At 57.9% G+C, this 23009-nt stretch carries 21 protein-coding genes; 7 read left to right on the forward strand and 14 right to left on the reverse strand.

Annotation, left to right across the window (positions count from 1 at the left end; translation table 11 throughout):
• Window positions 1–30: 30 nt before the first annotated feature.
• Both pth and hisC read left to right on the forward strand, forming a co-directional pair.
• Entirely contained in the window at window positions 31–633 is a 603-nt protein-coding gene (gene pth, locus AWB64_RS03745; protein ID WP_060817295.1) for an aminoacyl-tRNA hydrolase, read from the forward strand.
• A 27-nt stretch (window positions 634–660) separates the two neighbouring features.
• Window positions 661–1725, forward strand: a complete 1065-nt coding sequence (hisC, locus tag AWB64_RS03750; protein WP_060817296.1) for a histidinol-phosphate transaminase — start codon at window positions 661–663, stop codon at window positions 1723–1725.
• 17 nt (window positions 1726–1742) lie between these two features.
• Here hisC and AWB64_RS03755 read toward each other — a convergent pair whose 3' ends face one another.
• Window positions 1743–2000, reverse strand: a complete 258-nt coding sequence (locus tag AWB64_RS03755) for a YfhL family 4Fe-4S dicluster ferredoxin (RefSeq protein WP_060817297.1) — start codon at window positions 1998–2000, stop codon at window positions 1743–1745.
• A gap of 227 nt (window positions 2001–2227) precedes the next feature.
• Between AWB64_RS03755 and AWB64_RS03760 the strand changes: the two genes are divergently transcribed.
• A complete protein-coding gene (locus tag AWB64_RS03760; protein ID WP_060817298.1) occupies window positions 2228–3814 on the forward strand; it encodes an FAD-dependent monooxygenase in 1587 nt (528 codons plus the stop codon).
• Here AWB64_RS03760 and AWB64_RS03765 read toward each other — a convergent pair.
• From AWB64_RS03765 to rsmD, 3 genes are all read right to left on the reverse strand, one after another.
• Window positions 3803–5785 (reverse strand): putative bifunctional diguanylate cyclase/phosphodiesterase, encoded by a 1983-nt coding sequence (locus AWB64_RS03765; protein WP_060817299.1) that lies wholly within the window; start codon window positions 5783–5785, stop codon window positions 3803–3805. The genes AWB64_RS03760 and AWB64_RS03765 overlap by 12 nt on opposite strands.
• Window positions 5786–6350: 565 nt before the next feature.
• On the reverse strand, window positions 6351–6854 hold the full coding sequence (gene coaD, locus AWB64_RS03770; RefSeq protein ID WP_060817300.1) for a pantetheine-phosphate adenylyltransferase: 504 nt from the start codon (window positions 6852–6854) through the stop codon (window positions 6351–6353).
• Between the two features lie 156 nt (window positions 6855–7010).
• Entirely contained in the window at window positions 7011–7703 is a 693-nt protein-coding gene (gene rsmD, locus AWB64_RS03775; RefSeq protein WP_082850376.1) for a 16S rRNA (guanine(966)-N(2))-methyltransferase RsmD, read from the reverse strand.
• Window positions 7704–8031: 328 nt separating this feature from the next.
• Here rsmD and ftsY point away from each other — a divergent pair, with 328 nt between their 5' ends.
• Window positions 8032–9303, forward strand: coding sequence for a signal recognition particle-docking protein FtsY (gene ftsY, locus AWB64_RS03780; protein ID WP_060817301.1), 1272 nt, complete (start codon window positions 8032–8034; stop codon window positions 9301–9303).
• A 45-nt stretch (window positions 9304–9348) separates the two neighbouring features.
• Here the strand turns inward: ftsY and AWB64_RS03785 are convergent, their stop codons facing one another.
• The 3 genes from AWB64_RS03785 to AWB64_RS03795 are packed head-to-tail and all read right to left on the reverse strand — an operon-like array spanning window position 9349 to window position 11321.
• The gene (locus AWB64_RS03785; protein WP_060817302.1) at window positions 9349–9960 is read right to left on the reverse strand and encodes a LysE/ArgO family amino acid transporter; all 612 of its coding nucleotides are present in this window, start codon (window positions 9958–9960) and stop codon (window positions 9349–9351) included.
• Window positions 9957–10601, reverse strand: coding sequence for a maleylacetoacetate isomerase (maiA, locus tag AWB64_RS03790; protein WP_060817303.1), 645 nt, complete (start codon window positions 10599–10601; stop codon window positions 9957–9959). Before maiA ends, AWB64_RS03785 begins: the two co-directional genes overlap by 4 nt.
• A gap of 21 nt (window positions 10602–10622) precedes the next feature.
• A complete protein-coding gene (locus tag AWB64_RS03795) occupies window positions 10623–11321 on the reverse strand; it encodes a fumarylacetoacetate hydrolase family protein (RefSeq protein ID WP_060817304.1) in 699 nt (232 codons plus the stop codon).
• A gap of 239 nt (window positions 11322–11560) precedes the next feature.
• Between AWB64_RS03795 and ybiB the strand changes: the two genes are divergently transcribed.
• Complete coding sequence (gene ybiB / locus AWB64_RS03800) at window positions 11561–12520, forward strand: DNA-binding protein YbiB (RefSeq protein ID WP_060817744.1); 960 nt, start codon at window positions 11561–11563, stop codon at window positions 12518–12520.
• A 443-nt stretch (window positions 12521–12963) separates the two neighbouring features.
• On the forward strand, window positions 12964–14622 hold the full coding sequence (gene leuA / locus AWB64_RS03805) for a 2-isopropylmalate synthase (RefSeq protein ID WP_060817745.1): 1659 nt from the start codon (window positions 12964–12966) through the stop codon (window positions 14620–14622).
• Between the two features lie 121 nt (window positions 14623–14743).
• On the opposite strand, the gene AWB64_RS03810 is transcribed toward leuA, so the two are convergent.
• Together AWB64_RS03810 and AWB64_RS03815 are read right to left on the reverse strand one after the other, a co-directional pair.
• Window positions 14744–15139 carry a nuclear transport factor 2 family protein gene (locus tag AWB64_RS03810; RefSeq protein WP_060817305.1) on the reverse strand — a complete coding sequence of 132 codons (396 nt, stop codon included), beginning with the start codon at window positions 15137–15139 and terminating at the stop codon, window positions 14744–14746.
• A 47-nt stretch (window positions 15140–15186) separates the two neighbouring features.
• Window positions 15187–15753: an acyloxyacyl hydrolase gene (locus AWB64_RS03815; RefSeq protein ID WP_060817306.1), complete on the reverse strand. Its 567-nt coding sequence runs from the start codon at window positions 15751–15753 to the stop codon at window positions 15187–15189.
• A 395-nt stretch (window positions 15754–16148) separates the two neighbouring features.
• Here AWB64_RS03815 and rpoH point away from each other — a divergent pair, with 395 nt between their 5' ends.
• Complete coding sequence (gene rpoH, locus AWB64_RS03820) at window positions 16149–17084, forward strand: RNA polymerase sigma factor RpoH (protein ID WP_060817307.1); 936 nt, start codon at window positions 16149–16151, stop codon at window positions 17082–17084.
• A gap of 156 nt (window positions 17085–17240) precedes the next feature.
• Here the strand turns inward: rpoH and cyoD are convergent, their stop codons facing one another.
• The 5 genes from cyoD to AWB64_RS03845 all read right to left on the reverse strand — a co-directional run bounded on the left by cyoD (window position 17241) and on the right by AWB64_RS03845 (window position 22723).
• The gene (cyoD, locus tag AWB64_RS03825) at window positions 17241–17573 is read right to left on the reverse strand and encodes a cytochrome o ubiquinol oxidase subunit IV (RefSeq protein ID WP_060817308.1); all 333 of its coding nucleotides are present in this window, start codon (window positions 17571–17573) and stop codon (window positions 17241–17243) included.
• On the reverse strand, window positions 17574–18182 hold the full coding sequence (gene cyoC, locus AWB64_RS03830; protein WP_060817309.1) for a cytochrome o ubiquinol oxidase subunit III: 609 nt from the start codon (window positions 18180–18182) through the stop codon (window positions 17574–17576).
• The gene (cyoB, locus tag AWB64_RS03835; protein ID WP_060817746.1) at window positions 18182–20173 is read right to left on the reverse strand and encodes a cytochrome o ubiquinol oxidase subunit I; all 1992 of its coding nucleotides are present in this window, start codon (window positions 20171–20173) and stop codon (window positions 18182–18184) included. Before cyoB ends, cyoC begins: the two co-directional genes overlap by 1 nt.
• Window positions 20174–20188: 15 nt before the next feature.
• Window positions 20189–21082: a ubiquinol oxidase subunit II gene (gene cyoA / locus AWB64_RS03840; protein ID WP_060817310.1), complete on the reverse strand. Its 894-nt coding sequence runs from the start codon at window positions 21080–21082 to the stop codon at window positions 20189–20191.
• Window positions 21083–21334: 252 nt separating this feature from the next.
• On the reverse strand, window positions 21335–22723 hold the full coding sequence (locus AWB64_RS03845; protein ID WP_060817311.1) for a DUF1996 domain-containing protein: 1389 nt from the start codon (window positions 22721–22723) through the stop codon (window positions 21335–21337).
• Window positions 22724–23009 lie beyond the last annotated feature (286 nt).

The raw sequence follows: 23009 nt of genomic DNA on the forward strand, positions 1-23009 counted from the left end.
TTGCGAGCACATGCACCACCGCGACTGAACATGATCAAACTGATCGTCGGGCTCGGCAATCCGGGCGCCGAATACACCGCGACGCGTCACAACGCCGGCTTCTGGTTTGTCGATCAACTGGCGCGCGACGCAGGCGCCTCGTTGCGCGACGAACGCCGGTTTCACGGCCATTACGGGCGCGGCCGGCTCAACGGCAACGAAATTCATCTGCTCGAGCCGCAGACGTTCATGAATCGATCGGGGCAATCGGTCGTGGCCGTCGCACAATTCTTCAAGATCCTGCCGGACGAGATTCTCGTCGCGCACGATGAACTCGATTTGTCGCCGGGTACCGTCAAGCTGAAGCTTGGCGGCGGCAGCGGCGGCCATAACGGCTTGAAGGATATTTCCGCGCATCTTTCGTCGCAGCAATATTGGCGGTTGCGCATTGGCATCGGGCATCCGCGCGATCTGATTCCCGAAGCTTCGCGCGCCGGTGCGAAACCCGACGTCGCCAACTTCGTGCTGAAACCGCCGCGCCGCGAAGAACAGGACGTGATCGATGCATCGATTGAACGGGCGCTCGCGGTCATGCCGTTTGCGATCAACAACGAGATGGAGCGCGCGATGATGAATCTGCATCGCGCTGGCTGAACACCATTGCACAGCAAGGAGCGAAACGTGAGCCGTTTCTGGAGCGACATTGTTGGCAAGCTGACGCCGTATGTGCCGGGTGAACAACCCGCGCTTGCGCGTCCCGTGAAGCTCAACACGAACGAAAATCCGTATCCGCCGTCGCCGCGCGTTATGGATGCCATTCATCGCGAACTCGGGAACGACGGTGATTCGCTGCGCAAATATCCCGATCCAACCGCGCGCGCCTTGCGCGAGACCATTGCCCGGCATCACGGGTTGCGCGCGGAACAGGTGTTCGTTGGCAACGGCTCCGATGAAGTCCTAGCGCATACGTTCCAGGCGCTGCTCAAGCATGACGCGCCGATCCGCTTCCCCGACATCACCTACAGCTTTTACCCGGTGTACGCGCAGTTGTATGGCGTCGCGTTCGACGCTGTGCCGCTGAACGCGGATTTCGGCATCGATGTCGATGATTATCGTGCGCCCAATGGCGGCGTGTTGTTGCCGAATCCAAACGCACCTACGGGCCGCGCTGTGCCGCTCGATGAGATTAGGGTCCTGCTCGCGGCCAATCCGGATTCGGTTGTCGTGATCGATGAAGCGTATGTGGATTTCGGCGCGCAATCCGCAGCAGCTCTAGTCGACGAATATCCGAATCTGCTGGTCGTTCAGACGTTGTCGAAGGCGCGTTCGCTGGCCGGCATGCGCGTGGGATATGCACTTGGTCATGAAGCGCTGATCGAGGCGCTCACGCGGGTGAAGGACAGTTTCAACTCGTATCCGCTGGACCGGCTCGCGCAAGTCGCGGCCATCGCGGCCTTCGAGGACGACGCGCATTTTCGCAGTACCTGCGCGAAGGTGATCGCAAGCCGCGAGCGGTTATCGGGGGAATTAAAGGCTTTGGGATTCGATGTCGTGCCATCGGCGGCGAATTTCGTGTTCACGCGCCACCCGGCACGAGACGCCTCAGCGCTCGCCGCAAGCTTGAAGGAAAAGGAAATTTTTGTGCGGCATTTCAAGCTGCCGCGCATCGATCAGCATCTGCGAATCACCGTTGGCACCGACGCCGAATCCGACGCGCTCCTGGCCGCGTTGCGCGCGGTGCTGTAACCACGCCGGGCGCTAGTTCACGCGCCCTTCGCCTTCATCAACGCGTGATATTTCGCCATCAACTGGATGGGATTTTCGTCATGCGCCGGGTCGCGCGGGATGCACTCGACGGGACACACTTGCTGGCATTGCGGTTCGTCGAAGTGTCCGACGCATTCGGTGCACTTGTTCGGGTCGATCACGTAGATGTCGACACCCATCGATATGGCGTCGTTCGGGCACTCAGGCTCGCACACGTCGCAATTGATGCACTCGTCGGTAATAAACAGGGCCATGCTGCCGCAACTTTGCTAGAAAAAACAATACATTATAGCTTTTTCGGGCTTTTATCCGCAGCGCTGCTTCGTCGGCCAGCTAATACGCTTGATCCGTAGTGAGTCTTCGCCTGCTGCGAATGGAATTACCGTGCGCCAAGCACTAGTATCTTGTTGTGCCAGCTCGCAGATTCTTGTTTATGCGCGCCCGTCTTGCAGGGTGCGCAATGACCTGTCAGGAGCAAGATATGGACGACGTGGACGTACTTGTCATTGGTGCGGGGCCGGTCGGCTTGCTGCTGAGTACCGAATTGCAGCGCGACGGAGTCGCGGTGAGCGTGATCGACAAGATGCCGGACAGAGGCTTTTTCTGTAAGGCGCTCGGCGTTACAGCACGCACGCTTGAGATTTTCGATGACATCGGGATCGTTGATCGTGCAATCGAGGCAGGCATATGGCTTACCGGCGTCGAAACGTGGGTCGACGGCGCAATGGTGCCCGCGCGCTCCATGCGCGTACCGGGCGAAGGTCTGCCCTATGGCTCGCTTTCGCTTGCGCAGTACGAGACGGAGCGGCTGCTCGAAGCTGCGCTCGCCGAGCATGGCGGTCAAGTTAATTACGGCTACACGCTGAATAGCTTTACCGACAATGGCGATGCGGTCGAAGCACTTCTGACGGGTCCGCAGGGCGCGGCGCTCACCGTGCGTTGCAAATGGCTGGTTGGCTGCGATGGAGCGCACAGCAGGGTCCGCTCGGGAATCGGCTCCAGTTTTGAGGGGGAGCAATATCCGCAGACCTTTGCACTCGCCGATGTTGACGTGGACTGGCCATACAAGCGTGGCCCCATGTACCGGTTCGAATGGACTGATCCGGCTCGGGCGAAAGGGAGCGTCGCGGCTGTGCCCATTCGCGGCTCCGTGAAGCGCTACCGGCTTTCCATGATCGTGCCCGATGAACCTGCGTCATCGCTCGCGGGCGCTGACAATCCAGACTTCGAGACAATGTGCAACCTGCTGTTGCCGTCTTTGCCGGAAGGCACTCGGCTATCGTCAATGCGATGGTCGTCGGTTTATCGGGTGAGTCATAGAATCGCGTCCGCATACGGGCACGGCCGCGTGTTCATTGCCGGCGACGCCGCGCATATTCATCCGCCCGTAGGCGGCCAGGGTATGAACACGGGCCTGCAGGACGCACACAACCTCGCCTGGAAACTGGCCCACGTAGCGAAGGGCCTCGCGCGTCCTGCATTGCTCGACAGTTACCACGCAGAACGACATCCCGTTGGCGTCGATGTAGTCAAGTCAACGAGCGCCGCGCTCAATTCAGTGCTCGCGCGGCAGGCAGCAAATCCGGCGATGCGCGAGACCCAGTTGCTGATTTCCTATCGGGGCAGCCCAGTTGTCACCGATCTCTGTACTGACGCCGATCCTGCATTCCCCGCGCCGGGCGACCGGTTGCCCGACGTGTGCGCCCTGACACAACGGTTCGTCGGTCACCCAAGGCGGCTGCACGAATTCCTCGGCCGGGGCAAGCACACGCTCATAGGCTATATCGACAAGGCTGAACAATATGAAGCTTTCGCCGACGGTTATCGCGCGCTGTCGACGGCATTGCCCAATGCTGTATCAGCGTTGCTTGTCATAGCGCCGGGCTGCGAGGTGTCCGATTTCGAGTCCGTGACCACGGTGACGGACTCGTCGGGAGAGTTTGCCGCGACATATGGCGCAAACGGCGGCACAGTATGGATTGCCAGACCGGACGGCTATATTGGATGGAGAAGCAACGGCTGTTCGGACGGCGAGATCGAAAGCTGGCTGGAACGGTTAATTGGGTAATAACGTTTCCGATGGAAAGCCGTTCGTCGCGATGGCGTCCAGCACGTCCGCTCCCGCGATGGGTCTGCCAAAGAAATACCCTTGCATGAGCGTACAGCCCAGTCCTCTGAGCACGTTGGCCTGCGATGCCGTTTCAACGCCTTCTATGATGCATGCAAGGCCGAGATTCTTGCAGAGGTCGACAATGCTTTTCACAACTGCGCGTGCTACCGGATCGCCAGCAATATCCGCCACGAAGCTGCGATCGACCTTGAGTTTATCGATCGGAAGTCGATGGACATAACTCAGACTTGAATAGCCGGTACCAAAGTCATCAAGGGAAACTTGCACCCCGAGTTTTTTCAGCGCACCGAGTGTTTCCTGCGCGCAGGAAACGTTCTGGATAAGCGCAGTTTCAGTGACTTCGAAGTTGATCCGGTTTGGAGCCACTCCGCTTGCGAGAGCCGTGCGAATCACGCGGTCGACTGCCTCTGCAGAACTTACGTCGCGAGCGGAAAGATTAAACGAAATTCCCACCTGAGATGGCCATGTCGCCGCGGCCTCGAGCGCCTTGCGCAGCAAGACGTCAGTCAGCGGGTAAATGAGATCGGTCCGCTCGGCGACCACAAAAAAGTCTGCGGGCGATATGGCGCCAAGCGTCGGACTGTCCCAGCGCGCCAGCGCTTCAAACGCCACAATGCGCCTGGAAGAAACGTCGAAAATCGGCTGAAAGAACACGGAAACCTCGTGCCCAAAATCCGGCCGCTTCAGGGCTTGCTCTATTTCGGCGTGTCGCTTGATCTGCGTTTCGTGCTCGCTGGAAAAAATCGCCACGCCGCCACGACGGCGATCTTTCACGAAGAGCAACGCATAATCGGCCCTTTCGGAAAGCTCCACCGCGGTGGTGCCTGCGTCAGGGAACACCGCAATTCCCAATGACGCAGACAAACGCGCCGTGCCCTCCGCCAGTTCATAGGGACGTTCAAGCAGCGCGCATATGGCATCGCTCAGTTCGAGCAGCCTGGCCTCGCTGACGTCGCCCCGGAACAGCAACCCGAATTCATCGCCGCCGACCCTTGCGGCGCTCATGCACGGTGACGAAAGAATTGCCAGGCGGCGCCCTACTTCTTCAAGCAATCGGTCGCCGAAATGATGCCCGTAAAGGTCATTTATTGCTTTGAACCCGTTCAAGTCGACAACGCCGAGAGCAGCACCCTGTTTAGCTTCCCGAGCAGTCAAAAGCAGTTCGTCGAGGTCGGAAAAGAAGCGGCGCCGATTGGGTAATCTCGTCAGGGTATCGAGATTGGCGAGTTGAAAATTTTCTGCACTGAGGCGCTCGGTTTCCGCATGTTTGATTAAGAGGCTCCGCTGCGATTCGATTAAATCGGCAAAATCCCGGTAGTAGATTAAAAGAACCACAACCATGACAGCCGCAACGAGCATCATGTTGATCGCAATCGCGATAAGCACGGCATTCTGGCTTGCGAGAAAGAACACCACGAAGGGTGTAAGAACAATAAACGTCATTGACAGCGCTGCAGTGCGCATATGCATCAAGCAAAAGATGCATCCAATGACAGTGATCGATATATAGAATGCGACATGGCATTTAGCATATGCGTCGCCGAAAGGGTAAAGCAAAAGACCCCAGGCGGTGAAGACCGCTCCGAGCAGGACCACAAGCTGGAGCGTGCTCCGCAATCTTTTGGTGATCGCCACGTCGGATAGTTCGATCTTGCGTGCTCGTAGCCAGAGTATGACCCGCGCCCCGCACACGGAACACAGCGCGAAGGGCGCGTAGATGGACAACCAATTTGGCGCAACTCTGAAATGCGTGTAAGCAACCGCCACGGTATTGATAATCAGTAGACCATATAACAGCGGAATCTGGCGCGAGAATGCTTCGAATTGGGATCGGCTTAGCTCTGCACTGGAAGGGACAGCGAGTATTGAACTGATAGCCTTAAAGTACCGTAATTTTTTTCTGATCATCTAAATGTCACCCGGCGAATTATTCGCCTTCAATTCGAAGGGCCGACGGCTGTGTCAATGCCGTTTTAGAGTGCTGCATGATCTATCAAAATACGATGTACCAGCCTGATTGCGCTTCACTATGAGGATACATCCTGACCGAACATAAGGGGCGGCATTGTGCAAAGTGGATCCGGTCGTCAAGACAAGGATTGCATCCCACGCGTGTCAGCAAAAGCCTACGCAATTCTGTTTGCCGAGGGTTCTACCGCGGACATGATCCATTCGCGCCATCGCAGAAGCGCAACGATAAACAGAAGGACATTGCGAGGGAAGACGTCCGCCGGATCGGGTCTCTACGCCATATAAAAGAAAGAATCGCTGACATTGCATAAGCGATAGAAGGAAACATCCGGACAGACGTCCTGAGTCAATCAAAACGTCCTGAAAACCGGAAATCCGTTTGCGCGTAGTGTTCCGCTGGGAACGGTCCGTGCCTTACTTCGTCAGTCCGGCGCTTCAGCCTGTTTCAATCGCGCGCGTTCTAAACGAACGGACGTAGCGAGTTCTTGAGCTCAAAAAGCGCTCACGGCACTGCGGGATCGGGCGCGATCGGACCGACCTTGTCCTGCAGGCGTTTTTCCACCGAAGGAAATACAAACTTGCTGACATCGCCGCCAAGCTGCGCGATCTCGCGCACGATCGTGCCCGAAATGAACTGGTACTGGTCCGAGGGCGTCATGAACATGGTCTCGACGTCGGGCAACAGATACCGGTTCATGCCGGCCATCTGGAATTCATATTCGAAGTCGGAGACAGCGCGCAGACCCCGCACGATCACGCGCGCGTTGTTCTTGCGCACGAAATCCTTCAGCAGGCCCTTGAAACTCATCACTTTCACGTTTGGATAGTGCCCCAATACTTCGTCGGCAATGTCCAGCCGTTCCTGCAGGCTGAAAAACGGCTTCTTGTTGCGGCTATCGGCGACGCCAACCACCAGCGTATCGAAAATACTCGATGCGCGTCGCACAAGGTCTTCGTGACCGCGCGTGAGCGGATCGAACGTTCCCGGATAAACGGCTGTAACCATGGGCATCTCCTCTTCTGATACTTTTCTGGCGCTTTAGAGACTATTTGACAGGGCTTCTAACGGTAGCCTGTCGTTAGCGTTCAGGGTCATGCTGATTCGGCAACTCCGCCGATATCCCATGTTCCCCTACCCTCGGCCGGCGTTTTGGAAGGCGCATTATTCCTCATTTTCGCGCTGCAGCAAATGATAGCGGACCGCGCCGGCTTTGCCTTCGCGGGTAATTGCCCATCCCGTCAATGCGGGGATTTGCGCAGGATCGACGGGTTCGCCCGATTCCACGTAAAGCACGCCATTCACCGATACCAGCGGCACGGCGAGCTCGAGCGCGCGCTGGAGCATGGCGGTGTCGCCGAAAGGAGGATCGAGGAAAACGACATCGAAGGACTTCGGCGGCAGGTTTGCCGCGAGCCGCAGCGCGTCGGCTTCCATGACTTCGATGTTTTTGGCGGCCAGGCGCGTCTGGTTGGCCTTCAACTGCGCAACCGCGCGGCCGCTGCGCTCCACCATCAATACGCGCACGGCGCCACGTGACGCGGCCTCGAATCCGAGCGCGCCGCTGCCGGCGAAGAGGTCGAGGCATCGGCGGCCATCGAGCGACTGGCCGAGCCAGTTGAAAAGGGTCTCGCGTACGCGATCCGGGGTCGGGCGCAAACCATCGAGGCTCAGCACGGGCAGCGGAGTGCGCTTCCAGTCGCCGCCAATAATACGGATGGAATGCGCCTTGCCACCACGCGACAGCGGCGCTTCACGCACTTTGGACGCTCGGTCTGCCAGCGCGGGATCGCGCGTTTTTTCACGGCTGCGTTCGGGATCTCGCGTGAGCGATCGGGTAATGGAAGAGCGGGACATGGACGTACGTAAGTGGGCAGGCGGTTCAGCCGAGCATGGGCCGGTAATAAGAGCGAGCGCGAGCATGAATCGCGTTCTCTGATGGGCGCACGTTACCACAGCGCCATCGCCGCGCACGCCAGCGTCCGCCGCCACGCAGCCACTACAATGGATGCCGGCTGATAAAATACGCGTCTTTCCCGTTTTCGCGCTTTCGCCCGGTTCTTCCCGCTGCTCTCGGCGGTTTTCGCGGCGCGGCGGCCACATCGTCTCGCGTTTTTTCGGGCGTTCGAGTCAAAAACGCGGTTGCAACGCCACAGATGAAACGCCACTTCCACCATTGCAGACCATGTTCAGCTTTTTCAAACGATTAGTAGGCAAATCGACCGACGCGCCCGAGGAAAATCAGGCCGAAGACACCGTCGACGTTGATTCCGAAGCCGAAGAAGAACTCCGGCATGCGACCACGCCGGTTACGCCGGCACAGCCGGTGGAGACGGAGCGTCCGGCCGCGCCCGCCGCGGACGTCAAGGCCCCGCTGGAACACGCAACAACACCCGTTACGCCGGCTCAGCCGGTCATTGACTCGCCTGGCGACTCGGCGAACGGCTCTGCGAGCGCAGAACCCAAACCCTACTGGCAAGGGCGTACCGCGTCTCAATGGACCGCGCCGCAGGAAACTGCCGTCATCGTGCCGCCGCCTGAGCCGGAGGAAACCGCGAAACGTTCGTGGCTGACCCGGCTGAAAACGGGGTTGTCGAAGACGAGTTCGGGACTGACGGGCATTTTCGTCGGCGCGAAGATCGATGACGATCTCTACGAAGAGCTCGAAACAGCATTGCTTATGTCCGACGCGGGCATGGACGCGACCGAATATCTGCTTGAAGCGCTGCGCGAAAAAGTCCGCACCGAGCGTCTTGTCGACTCCATGCAGGTCAAGGCCGCGCTTCGTTCGCTCCTCGCGGATTTGCTGCGGCCGCTCGAGAAATCGCTGATGCTCGGCCGCGCTCAACCGCTCGTGATGATGATCGCCGGCGTGAACGGCGCTGGGAAAACCACGAGCATCGGCAAATTGGCCAAGCATTTGCAGAGCTTCGACCAGTCCGTGCTGCTGGCCGCCGGCGACACGTTCCGGGCCGCCGCGCGCGAGCAGCTGCGCGTGTGGGGCGAGCGGAACAACGTCACGGTTCTGTCGCAGGAAAGTGGCGATGCCGCCGCGGTGATCTTCGATGCCGTCGGCGCAGCGCGGGCGCGAAAAATCGACGTCATGATGGCCGATACCGCCGGCCGTCTGCCCACGCAGCTTCACCTGATGGAAGAGCTGCGCAAGGTGAAGCGCGTGATTGCCAAGGCGCAGCCGGACGCGCCGCATGAGGTCTTGCTGGTAATCGATGCAAACACAGGTCAGAACGCGCTCGCGCAAGTGAAGGCCTTCGACGACGCACTCGGGCTGACCGGTTTGATCGTGACGAAACTCGATGGCACGGCGAAGGGCGGCATTCTTGCAGCGATTGCGCGCCAGCGTCCGATTCCGGTTTATTTCATTGGCGTGGGCGAGAAGGTGGAAGACCTTCAGCCGTTCAGCGCCGACGAATTCGCGGATGCACTGCTGGGAAATTAAGGCCGGACGCCGCAGGCGTTTCACGACGCCTGCCGCAAAGCCCACTCACCGGGACAGGATCAACGCCCCTGCAATCCACCACATCACCACGCCCACGATCACGTCGAGCACGCGCCACGAGACATCCTGCTCGAACAGCGGCCGCAGCAATCGCGCACCGAATCCAAGCGCGGTAAACCAGATAATCGACGAACACATGGCTCCTGCCGCGAACCAGGCGTTCCCCGGCCAGCCGTATCGCGCGCCAATGCCGCCTAGCAAGACCACGGTATCCAGATAAACGTGCGGATTGAGCAGCGACAAAGCCAGCACGGTCGATGCCGCTTTCAAAGCCGTCTGGGACTCGCCGTTCTCGGCCTGCAAATGCCCCGGCCCCTTCCACGCCGCATGAAACGCCCGCACGCCGTACAGAAACAAAAACACCGCGCCGGCCCAGCGAATCACGTCTAGCAATACGGGCGCACGTGCAATCAGCGCGCCCATTCCGCCAATGCCCAACCCGATCAGCAACACATCGATCAGCGCGCAAATCGTGACGACCAGGCCCAGGTGCCTGCGCTTCAAACCCTGCCGCAATACAAATGCGTTCTGGGCGCCAATCGCGATAATCAAACTTGCGCCAAGCCCGGCGCCGGATAAAAAAACTGCTGTCGTCATTCGGCGTCCGGTTGCTGCCCGGGCGCGGCGCGCGCGAACGCATCGATTTGCCCGGCGTGATCGGCAATACGCTCGATTGTCGAATACCGGCTCATATCGATATTGAAACGCCGCGCGTTGAATACTTGCGGCACGAGGCAAAGATCGGCGAGTGTGGGCGTATTGCCAAAACACAGCGCGCCCACGCGCGGATCGTTCGCCAGGCGCTTCTCAAGCGAACTGAACCCCGTTTCCAGCCAATGCCGATACCACGCGTCCTTGGCCTGCTCGCCAACCTTCAGCGTGTGCTTCAGATACTTGAGCACACGCAGGTTGTCGATGGGATGAATCTCGCACGCCACCTGCAGCGCGACCGAACGAATGAACGCTCGATCCAGTGCGGTCCCCGGCAACAGCGCCGGCTCCGGATGCGCTTCCTCCAGATATTCGATGATCGCAATCGACTGCGTGAGCACGTCCGCGCCGTCCACGAGCGTCGGCACGATGCCGTCCGGATTCAGTTCACGATACTCGGGCTTCAGTTGCTCGCCGCCGTCGCGCAGCAGATGAACCGGCGCATAGTCGTAATCGAGCCCTTTGAGATTCAGCGCAATGCGCACGCGAAACGCGGCCGAGCTTCGAAAATAGCTATACAGCTTCATCTGTCTCCTCCATTTTTATGCTCAGACCACGCGCACGGAGAATTCGCCGATTCCGTCAACGCCGCCCTTCATCAAATCACCCTTCTGGATCGCGCCGACGCCCTCCGGCGTGCCCGTGAAAATCAGGTCGCCGGGGAACAGTTCGAACAACGTCGACAAATATGCAATCGTCTCGCCCACCGACCAGATCAGTTGCGAGATATCCGAACGCTGCTTTTCCTCGCCATTGACGGTGAGCCAGATCGCGCTTTTCTCCAGATGCCCGACTTCCTTCACCGGATGAATTGGACCGAGCGGAGCGGAATGGTCAAAGCCTTTCGCTGTATCCCATGGACGGCCGAGTTTCTTGGCTTCGGCTTGCAGGTCGCGGCGGGTCATGTCGAGACCAAGCGCGTAACCGTAGACGTGGTCGAGCGCTTGATCGGCGGGAATGTCCTTGCCCTGTTTGCCTATGGCCGCGACGAGTTCCATCTCGAAGTGAACGTTCTTTGATTGCGATGGATACGGAAACTCGCCCGTTGCACCGGGAGCGACATACAACACGGCGTCCGCGGGCTTGGCAAAAAAGAATGGCGGCTCACGATCCGGATCGTGGCCCATCTCGCGCGCGTGCGCCTCGTAATTCCGGCCGACACAATAAATCCGGCGAACGGGGAATGTGTCGCTGGAACCGGCTACAGGCACCGCAACCACGGGCGCCGCGGCAAAAACATGACTCATTGCGCTTTCTCCTGTTTGATCTGGCTATCTACCCAGGACTCAAGTTTAACGTGCACGGTGTGCAGCCGCGATTCGGCCGAATGGCCTGGGCGGCGAGGCGATCGCGCCGCCTTCGCTTGCAAGGCCGCCTCAAATGCGGTACTGAATGTGCTTCCCGCATTTCACAATTGAAGCGGCCGACATGCACAACCCGAGTGGAGATGAAGACACTTGTGCGAGACGGCTGCCCGGACTATTCGATGACCGACTCCGCTGCCTTCCCCTGCGCCCGTTTTATCAAGGAAATCGGCCGTGGGCCCAACGGCGCGCGCGCGCTGACCCGCGAGGACACGTACGCCCTCTACGAAGCGATGCTCGACAACCGCGTCTCCGATCTCGAACTCGGCGCGGTATTGCTTGCGTATCGCGTGAAGGGAGAGACGGCGGCCGAACTTGCCGCGATGCTCGCTGCCGCCCACCGCTCGTTCGAGCCGCTGCACATCCAGAATGGCCGCGACAACGCGCGCCCGGTTTCCATCCCAAGTTATAACGGCGCGCGCAAGCAACCCAACTTGACGCCGCTGCTGGCGCTGCTGCTCGCGCGAGAAGGCGTGCCGGTGCTCGTGCATGGCGTGACCGACGATCCAGGCCGCGTGACCAGTGCTGCGATTTTCGCGGAACTAGGCGTGGAAGCGTCGACTTCACATGATGAAATCGAAGACAACCTCGCTTCGCGCCGCCTCGCGTTCGCCCCGATAACCGTGCTCGCGCCGAAGTTGGGCCGCCTCCTGGCGATCCGCCGGATCATGGGCGTGCGCAATTCAACGCATACGCTTGTCAAGATTCTGCAGCCGTTCGCGCAGCCGGGTTTGCGGCTCGTGAACTACACGCACCCGGAATATCGGGAAAGCCTGACAGGACTTTTTACGGAACATCCCGATGCGGCTGCCGGCGGCGCCCTGCTCGCCCGTGGCACGGAGGGCGAAGCCGTCGCCGATACACGCCGCCAGGTGCAGGTCGACTGGTTCCACGATGGTCATGCGCAAACGCTGATGTCGCCGGAACGCTCTTCGCCGGAAGCGCCTGCGGTGCCGCTGCCCGAATCGCTCGATGCCGCCACAACCGCGCGCTGGATCGAAACCGTGCTGCGCGGCGAGGCGCCAATTCCCGCCGCGCTAGCGCGTCAGGCAGAACTGATCGCGGATATCGTCAGGCGATAAATTTGTCAGCCGAAACCCACCCAAGGTTGACAAATGCGCGCGCCGTCAGCTAATGTGCGGACATGAGCTTTGCCCAGTTCCCCTCCCTTCGAATTACTCAGGGTCGCCTAGCGCGGCCCCTATCGCTACGTCTAGCGTAAGTCGCTAAACGTGGCGCCGCGCATTCCCAATGCGCGGTCCCTCCTGCAGTTCCGTAGCTCCCCTTTTTTTATCACCCGTAGTCGTCTGGTTTCGTCCGTTCATCCACGGCCACGAAATCGCGAGGAACACATGCACGCTGCATTTGCATCGTTCACGTTTGTCACCGGCGTCATCCACGCCCAGGAAAAATGCGAACTCGCGCAGCGCACATCGGACTGTTGCTGGCAAGCCGCCGGCAGCGCGCCCGCCTCGCAACGATTGCGCTTTCACGCTTACAACGCGTTTAGCCGAGGCCCACGATGATGATGCGCAACCCTTACGAGAAATACCGCCCTTTTCCCCAAGTCACGCTCAAAGGACGCCAGTGGCCGAACCGCACGATTGAACGCGCGCCCATCTGGATGAGCACCGATCTTCGCGACGGCAATCAGGCGCTGATCGACCCGATGAGCATCGACGCCAAGCTCGAATTCTTCGAGATGCTCGTGGCGGTGGGTTTCAAGGAAATCGAAGTGGGCTTTCCGTCGGCATCGCAGACGGATTTCGACTTCGTGCGCAAGCTCATCACGGAAAACCGCATTCCCGCCGATGTCACCATTGAAGTGCTCGTGCAATCGCGCCGGGATCTCATCGAGAGGACGTTCGAAGCTGTGGAAGGCGCGGCGCGAGTGATCGTGCATCTTTACAACGCAATTTCGCCGTCGTTCAGGAAGATCGTGTTCGGGATGACGAAGGAACAAACCAAGGCGCTGGCGGTGGAAGGCACGCGAATCATCAAGGAATGCGCCGCCGCGCGCCCCGCGACGCACTGGACGTACCAGTATTCGCCGGAAACGTTCAGCATGACGGAGCTTTCGTTTTCCCGCGAAGTCTGTGACTCGGTTGCGCAAATGTGGCGTCCGACGCCCGCTCACAAGATGATCGTGAATTTGCCCGCCACGGTCGAAGCCGCCATGCCCAACGTGTTCGCCGATCAGGTCGAATGGATGGACCGCAACATGGGGTTTCGCGACAGCATCGTGCTTTCGGTGCATCCGCATAACGATCGCGGCACGGCGGTCGCCGCGGCGGAACTCGCGATCCTCGCGGGCGCGGATCGCGTGGAAGGCTGCCTTTTCGGCAACGGCGAGCGTACCGGCAACGTGGATCTCGTGACGCTCGCCATGAATTTGTACACGCAAGGTATTGATCCGGGCCTGGATTTCTCGGATATCGATGGCGTGCGGCGCGTCGTGGAACGCTGTAATCAGATCGCCGTGCATCCGCGTCATCCGTATGCCGGGGATCTCGTGTTTACCGCGTTCTCGGGTTCACATCAGGATGCGATCCGCAAGGGTTTTGCGCAGCGTGAAGCGGGTACGGTGTGGGATGTGCCGTATCTCCCCATCGATCCCGCCGATCTCGGCCGCAGCTATGACGCCGTGATCCGCGTGAATAGCCAGTCGGGCAAAGGCGGAGCGACGTATCTCATTGAACGCGGCCTGGGCTTCACGCCGCCGCGGCGGGTGCAGATCGAGTTCAGTCACGCTGTCCAGAAAGTCGCCGATTCATCCGGCGAAGAAGTGTCCGGCGACGCCATTTGCACGCTCTTCAAGCGGGAATACCTGGACACGAAAGGGCCGGCGTCACGCGCCGATGCGTCCGCAGTCCACTTCAACGGCCGTCATGTGGCGCTTCCCGTTTCGAAAACGGCGGACGAGGCCCATGCGCAGGCCGTCGGCGCGGCATTTGCCGAGATAGCGGGCTGCCCGATCGATGTAACCTCGTTCGAAACGGCGCTCACCGCGAAGGGAGAAACGGCTGTGTTTGTCGGTTGCAGGATCGGCGATCACGTCGCGCGTTTTGGCGTGGCCGTGCATGCAAACGCGGTGCAGGCGGTAAGCGATGCAATCATCAGCGCGGTAAATCGCGCGCGCTGGGCCGGACGCAAGGCAGTGGAAAACGAAGCCGTTGCGGCTTGATCGACTTGAAGAAAGGCACAGCAGGCGACACTCAGGACCGGCACGGCGAACAACGTCCACAAGACGCTGCATTTTTTGCCACCGGCCCGCGATACTCAACCCGGCGAGTATCAAACCGGCGCTAATCCAGCGCCACGCGCGTCGCCTGCATCGCGAGCAACCTGTAGTTGCCATCGACATGAAGATGAACGGCCGTGTACGCAATCGGAAACAACAGCGCGCCGTTTTTCGACTCCATCTCGATCAACGCGCGCCCATGCACAATCCACGTGTCACGGCCGCCCGGCATCAAGTCTTGCGACTGAATCTCGATTTGCCTGTAACGCCGGCGTCCCGCCGTGATGGCATCGATAAACTGCCGCTTCGACTCGCGCTTGCCGTTGGTGTGGACATAGCTCGCGTTGTCCGCCAGCAGCGCGTCGAGCACCTCGCCGTCGCCGTCGACCATCGCGCGAAAACGGCCGCGCTCGAGTTCGCGTATTGCGTCGATGGGCTTATCCGTGGATTGTGCCGGCATGGGTCGGTTCCTCTTGCGCTTTGAGGAACCGGCTGATGCGGTCCTCGTCAGAAGTTGTACTGCAAATATATCTGGCTGAAATTTATACCAGGATTCGGGTGTTCGATACCGGCGTTGGATAAATGCTGAAACCGGAAGCCTGCCTGATAGTTCTGATGCGCGCCGAACTGCGCCCCGACGCCCACCATATCGGCAAACTGAAAGGACGACGAGAACGTGCGGTCCTCCGTTTCACGCACATGCGATAACAACCGCACGCCAACGCCCGCCTCCACGTATGGCCGGAACCAGCCCGAACTCTTGATGAAACGGAATACCGGCGTCAACCCGAACTCCCAGATATTCGGATGCGACGCGTTGCTCTCGCGAATGTCCCAGTAGGCCACGTGCGCCTCGCCAACCACGGTGAAATGGAACCCGCCAATTTCCCACCATGTCCAGTTCGGGTCCCAGACAACGCCGACGTCCGCCTTGCGGACATCGTGGTCAGCGACACCGCCGGCAACTTGCACGCCGAACTGGTCAGCCTTGGCGCTCGCCGATACAAGAGCGAGGGCTCCCAGGATTGCGCCGTAAAAAGAGCGTTTTTGCCAAACACTTTTGTTCTTTTGCATGAACTACTCCGGAGCTGGTTTCTCGAACACACTCGCCGCAGGGAACGGCACGCCGCCATTTTAGAGACGGTCTTAAAAAAAAGCTCAGAACAGTTCTGCGGATTGTTGGAAAGACGGAATTAAGTTTCATCGAAAAGGGATTTGAGAAGTAAATCGTGCGCAGACTTGCAGGTTTCTTTCGGTAAAATTGACAAGGAACTCGTTTCTCTTCGCGAAATCCAAGGAATTGGTTCGGGAAAGCACTTACTACCTATTGGAGTACAAGTTCTAATAGCTTTTAGGGAACTCCCGCACATATCGGCCCTCTAATCTTTAGCACTCGAAATAGCAGAGTGCTAATATCATGGCTGGACCCGGTTTTCATCGGGTTTTTTGTTGATAAGGAGCAGACAAGCGTGACCAATGCGATAACCCTTCCGAATACTGGACACTCGGCGTCGGCCAAGGCCGCTTCGGCAGGTGCGCTGACGTTTGCGCAGTCGTCCATGTTGACTGGTCAGATCGGCAACATCGACGCCTACATTTCGGCTGTCAACCGGATTCCGATGCTTACGCCGTCGGAAGAACGTCAGTACGCCACTGAATTTCGCGAGAACGACAACCTCGACGCCGCTCGCCAGCTCGTGCTGTCGCACTTGCGCCTGGTCGTTTCAATTGCCCGTAACTATCTGGGCTACGGCCTGCCGCACGCCGACCTGATTCAGGAAGGCAATATTGGCCTGATGAAGGCTGTGAAGCGTTTCGACCCGCAGCAAAACGTGCGGCTGGTTTCGTACGCCATGCACTGGATCAAGGCCGAGATTCACGAATACATCCTGCGCAACTGGCGCACGGTGAAGGTTGCGACCACGAAGGCGCAGCGCAAGCTGTTCTTCAACCTGCGCAGCCATAAGACTGGACACAATGCGTTCACGCCGGGTGAAGTCGATAGCCTTGCGAAAGAACTGAATGTGAAGCGCGAGGAAGTCTCGGAGATGGAAACGCGTCTTTCCGGCGGCGATATTGCGCTGGAAGGCCAGATTGACGACGGCGAAGAGTCGTACGCGCCGATTGCTTATCTGGCGGATTCGCATAACGAGCCGACCAACGTGCTGGCATCGCGTCAGTTCGACAGGCTGCAAAGCGAAGGATTGTCCACCGCGCTCGAATCGCTCGATGAACGCAGCCGCCGAATTGTTCAGGCGCGCTGGCTCGAAGTGGACGACGACGGCTCGGGCGGCAAGACGCTGCATGAACTCGCCGACGAATTTGGTGTATCGGCTGAGCGGATTCGGCAGATCGAAGCCAGCGCAATGAAGAAGATGCGCTCGGCGCTGCACGAATACGCGTAAGCGCTCGCCAGAGAAAATGGCAATGCCCGCCGTCGCAAGACGGCGGGCTTTTTTTTGCCTGCACTGGACGCCTTGCTCCTTGCTTTTGTATCAAAAGGAACGGCGCCCGGAGTTTCCTCCGGGCGCCGCCCTGATACAGTTAAAAGCGCTTGAGGCTTAGCGCGACATCATGTGGTGGCCGACGTTATGCATCACCCACAACGTCCCGCCAATCACAATCACCGCCACCAGCATGGTGAATCCGAATGCGACGACGTTCCAGCGCTGCGATGACGACGTGTTCATGTGCAGGAAGAACACGAGGTGCACGAGGACCTGGATGAATGCGAGCACCGCAATCGCGATGATCGTGTCGGTTTGCCCAAGCGACTGTTGCATGACCAGCCCGAACGCTGCGGCCGTCAGCACGACGGAGAGGACAAAGCCAATGACATACGAGCGCACGCTGCCGTGGCCCGCGCCGGTATCGATTGAATGTGCGTGTGCCATTTATACGACGCTCGTCAGATAAACAAAGGTAAAGACGCAGATCCAGACGATGTCCAGGAAGTGCCAGAAGAGGCTGAGGCACGCGAGGCGCGTCAGATCGCGTTGAGTGACTTTCTTATTGCCAATAACCTGCACGGCAAGCACTGCCATCCAGATCAGGCCAGCCGTGACGTGCAGGCCGTGCGTTCCCACCAGGGTGAAGAACGCCGACAAGAACGCGCTGGTTCCCGGACCGTATCCTTGCTGGATCAGCAGTTGAAACTCATGGATCTCCAGCCCGATAAAAGCCGCGCCCAGCAGGAACGTGACGCCGAGCCACGCGAGCAGCGCGGTCGACTTGCCTTTATACGCGGCCAGCATCCCGAAGCCGAACGTAATGCTGCTGAACAGCAGGATAGCGGTTTCCAGCATGACGCCGGGTAGTTCGAACACCTCCTTGCCTGAAGGACCCGCCGCGAACTGGTTCCCCATGACGGCGAACACGGCGAACAATGACGCGAAGATGATGCAATCGGTCATCAGGTACACCCAGAACCCAAGCACCGTATTCGATGAACCGTGGTCGTCGTGGGATTCCGGCATACCGTGCGGAATGATTTTAGTCAGCATTACAGTGCCTCCTGCAGGTCGCGGGTGCGTGTTTGCACCGGCGAGCCGTCCATTCCGGCAACGGTCGCAGCCGGAATGAAGTAGTCGATGTCGTTGTCATAGCTGCGCATGATCAGCGTGACGATCACGCCCAGCAATCCGGCCATGGCGAGCCACCAGATATGCCAGACCAGCGCGAAACCAACCGCCAGGCTGAACAAGGCGATGACCAGGCCAGCGCTGGTGTTGCGCGGCATGTGGATATCTCGATAATCCTCGCGCGCATGGCGCGTGCGGCCTCGTTCCTTCATGTGAGCGAAGGCGTCGAGATCGTGCACCACCGGCAAGACCGCAAAGTTATAAACCGGCGGCGGCGAGCTGGTTGCCCATTCAAGCGTGCGGCCGTTCCACGGATCGCCCGTAACGTCCTTGTACGCAGGCGAATTGCGCTTCACCACACTGACAACGACCTGAGCAACCTGGAACAACACGCCTACGAGGATAATCAGGGCGCCGATCAGCGCAACGACCATATACGGCTGCCAGCCCGGCGTGTCGTAATGATTCATGCGGCGCGTCGCACCCATGAAGCCGAGCACGTACAGGGGCATGAAAGCAGTCCAGAAACCCACGAACCAGCACCAGAAAGCGCACTTGCCGAGCGTTTCGTTCAGCTTGAAACCGAACGCCTTCGGGAACCAGTAAGTGAAACCGGCAAGATACCCGAACACCACGCCGCCGATAATCGCGTTATGGAAGTGAGCGATCAGGAACAAGCTGTTATGCAGCACGAAGTCCGCGCCCGGCACAGCAAGCAGAACACCCGTCATGCCGCCAACTGTGAACGTGACCATGAATCCGATTGTCCACAGCACAGGCGATGAAAATTCCAGCCGTCCCTTATATATAGTAAACAGCCAGTTGAAGATCTTCACGCCGGTCGGTATGGCAATGACCATGGTCATGATCCCGAAGAACGCATTCACGTTCGCGCCGGAACCCATGGTGAAGAAGTGATGCAGCCAGACGAGCAACGACAGCACCATGATCGAGCAGGTCGCGTAGACCATCGTCTTGTAGCCGAACAGTGGCTTCTTGGCAAAGGTGGCGACAACTTCTGAATAGATGCCGAACGCCGGCAGCACGAGGATATACACCTCCGGATGCCCCCACGCCCAGATCAAATTCAGATATAGCATGGCGTTGCCGCCCGCGTCGTTCGTGAAGAAATGCATGCCCAGATAACGGTCGAGCGCGAGCAATGCAAGCGTTGCAGTGAGGATCGGGAACGTGGCGAGAATCAGCACGTTCGAGCACAGCGACGTCCACGTGAACACCGGCATCTTCATGTACGTCATGCCGGGCGCGCGCATCTTCACAATCGTGACGAAGAAGTTGACGGCGGTGAGCAACGTCCCTATGCCGGAAAGCTGCAAGCTCCACAAATAGTAATCAACACCCACTCCTGGACTGAACTGCAATTCCGACAACGGCGGATAAGCAAGCCAGCCGGTTTGTGCAAAATCCCCGATCACTAGCGAGATGTTGATCAGAATCGCTGCGACCGCGGTCATCCAGAAACTAAGCGAGTTGATGAACGGAAATGCGACGTCGCGCGCGCCGATTTGCAGCGGCACGACAATGTTCATCAGGCCGATCATGAAGGCCATCGCCATGAAGAAAATCATGATGACGCCGTGCGCGGTGAAGATCTGGTTGTAGTGCTCGGGCGGCAGGAATCCTGGCCCGTTATACGCGAGCGCGAGTTGAGTGCGCATCATCAGGGCATCGACAAAGCCACGCAGCAGCATGAGCACCGCTACGACGATGTACATGACGCCGATCTTCTTGTGATCGACCGATGTCAGCCATTCACTCCACAAATAGCCCCACTTCCTGAACCACGTCAGCCCGAAGACCACGGCCACCACAATGAGCGCCATGAACGCTGCCGCGCCCATGATGATGGGCTGGTCGAACGGTATGTCCGCCAGCGTTAGTTTTCCCAACAAATTTCCAAACATGGCTTATCCCTTCGTACGGCAGATGGGGTCGGGTATGTTGCGAGCATGCCCGTTGTTGTATTTCGCGACGATGGTCTGGAACAGATTCGCGTCGACCTTCGAGAAGTACTGGACCGGATGCTTTTCGGTCGGCGAGGCAACGGCCGCGTAATTCATGCCGTCAAGCTGGCTCGGCGACGCTTTCACCTTCTTCACCCAGGCCGCGAACTCTTCGGGCGTGGTCGCAATAGCGCGGAATTTCATGTCCGAAAAACCTTGACCGCTAAAGTTCGCGGACAACCCGGCATAGTCCCCGGCGTGGTCGGCAATCAGGTGCAGCTTGGTTTGCATGCCCGCCATTGCGTAGATCTGGCCACCCAATTGCGGGATGAAAAACGAATTCATCACCGAATCCGACGTGATCTTGAAACTCACTGGCGTGCCGACGGGAAACTGGATCTGGTTGACCGTGGCAATACCAAGATCCGGGTAGATAAAGAGCCATTTCCAGTCGAGCGCGACAACTTCGACATTGATCGGCTTGACGTCCGACTGAATGGGCTTATACGGATCGAGCGCGTGCGTGCTTTTATAGGTCAGAATACCGAGATAAAGAATAATCATGGCAGGCACAAGCCACACCACGATCTCGATTTTTGTGGAGTGCGCCCACTTCGGCAAATACTCAGCCGATGTATTCGACTGCCTATATTTCCACGCGAATAAAAGCGTGAGGAAAATAACCGGCACGACCACGATCAACATGGCGTACGTGGACGTCAGAATAAGATTTTTCTCAGCCAGTCCGATACTGCCCTTTGGATCGAGAAGATCCATCTGGCCGCCGCAACCTGAGAGAAGGAGAGCAGGGAAAATTGCTAACCGCTTGCAAAACCCCGACCCGGATTTGTGTTTCATACCTTGCCCAATTTAAACGTTTTTGAGATATTACGTTTAGACCTTTTATCGGTCTCGGGAGAAGGTTATCGCGATTTCAAGAGCTTGCTTAATCGAAATTTCTCGAAAAATTTTTTGTTTTTATTTGATGCGTCTTGTTGCCGCAGATAGTTGTTAACTACATGACACCTTTCATCGTTACTGAGAATAAAAAGCAGGTTTTATAGAATAAAAGGCCTGCACTTCGCAGGCCTTTTATTAATCAAAAGATAATTACTTCAAATATAACCCCGGTGCCCAGATACCCTGACGCGACGAGAATTGAAAGGTCTTTGACGTCGAATTGCGGATGCAGACGGCAATCTGCTTTGCGCCCGCCTGTTTTTGCGACGCTATGTAGGCGCTGATATCGTTGTTGCGCACTTGCTGGACGTTATCGGCGTAGATCTTCCCGATGTAATCGCTCGTACTGCATGCAGAGGCGTTTGGCGGGTTTGATGCATCGTCCCAATTCGGGGTTGCGCTATAGATCCAGAGGGAAACCGCGGTCGAATCGGTTACGTTTCCACCCAGGGTCTGGAGATAAGAGCCGACGTACGGATAGTCATCCAAGTTTTCCGGCATGGGAAATTTCATGAAGATAAGGTCGCCAGGTGCCGAAACCAAAGTCGTACTGGCCGGGCTAATGGCGCCATTAACATCCATTTGCACGTTCGCAGCAGTCGCTGAATAATAGACTGGAATACTTTTGTCACAGGTTGCGCCTGGAAGACCGCCGGACGTTCCTCCTTTGTTCATGCATGTGTCCACTAGGTATTGCATGGTCTCCACGTGCCATGCGTTCACAAAATCTCCATGTGCGGTGTACATGCTTCCCCATTGCGGAACCCATTGACCGTTTTGCAATATCGGATCAAGCGAAAGCTGCGCGGTGGACAGGTCCGGATCACTGCCGAGGTCATACGCAATGTTCATCTGCAGTTCTGGAATCTTCACCGGATACCCGGCTGGGCAGGTGCCGTCGCTGTTCCTATACGCTACATTAAGCGCGCCGTTTGCCGCGCGCATAAGGCTTTGCATCTTCTGAGCCTGATTTGCTCCCAGAGCGGGTACCAAGGTTTTCCCGTCCCAGCAGTCCGGAAAATGCACGGAGATATTGAATTGCGAAGTGGTGGCGCCGCTGGCGGGTGGACAGCGCTGCGGCATGGTTGTCGTGTAGTTGCCGCTGCCGGCGCACAGAAAGTTGATATGTGGATTCGGCACCGTACCCATGTGATCGCCTGCCAGCATTTCCAGTCCTGCTGGAATGGGTTGGACAGGGAAAGCGGCGACCGGCTGGTCATTCTTGTAGTACGTCTTTTGGTACATGGGCGCGATAATACCCGACGCACGTTTCAACTGCGGCGCCCAATATGCCGAGCGATCTGCGGCTGTGTCGCATGTAATGACCTTGTTGCTGTTTAATGAATCGTAAGTGCTGTAGGCGTCAGTATTTGAATTTCCGAAAAAATCATGCATCATGGCTTGCCCCGGCTTGCCGGGATGCACAATGGAATCGTCTGGCAGAGTATGTGAGTAAGCACACTGTGCGTTGAACTGATTAGCGTGAGCAACTCCGGCTATAAACATCAGCATTATCCAAATAGCGGTCTTTAATCTCATGAACGACTCCTGACAGGAATTGGAACGCAAATCGAATCGTGTTTTATTGATTTATCGATCAGGTAAACTGATTTTTTCTCAATCTGAATCACCAGCAGGGTTTCTATTTTTTTTGATTTATGAAAAGCAGCGTGCCAACTTTTTTAAATAATCCGCTGCAAAACTGGCTTTGTGGCTGAAATATAATAGACCCGGATCATGGCTTTCGCCATGCCGGGTCTGAAAGTAATCCGAGGGAAAATGAAACGTGCGCACTGACTGTGCGCACGGATTTGCATATTCGGCG

Origin of the sequence: Caballeronia sordidicola (assembly GCF_001544455.2) — a bacterium.
GTDB classification, from domain to species: domain Bacteria; phylum Pseudomonadota; class Gammaproteobacteria; order Burkholderiales; family Burkholderiaceae; genus Caballeronia; species Caballeronia sordidicola.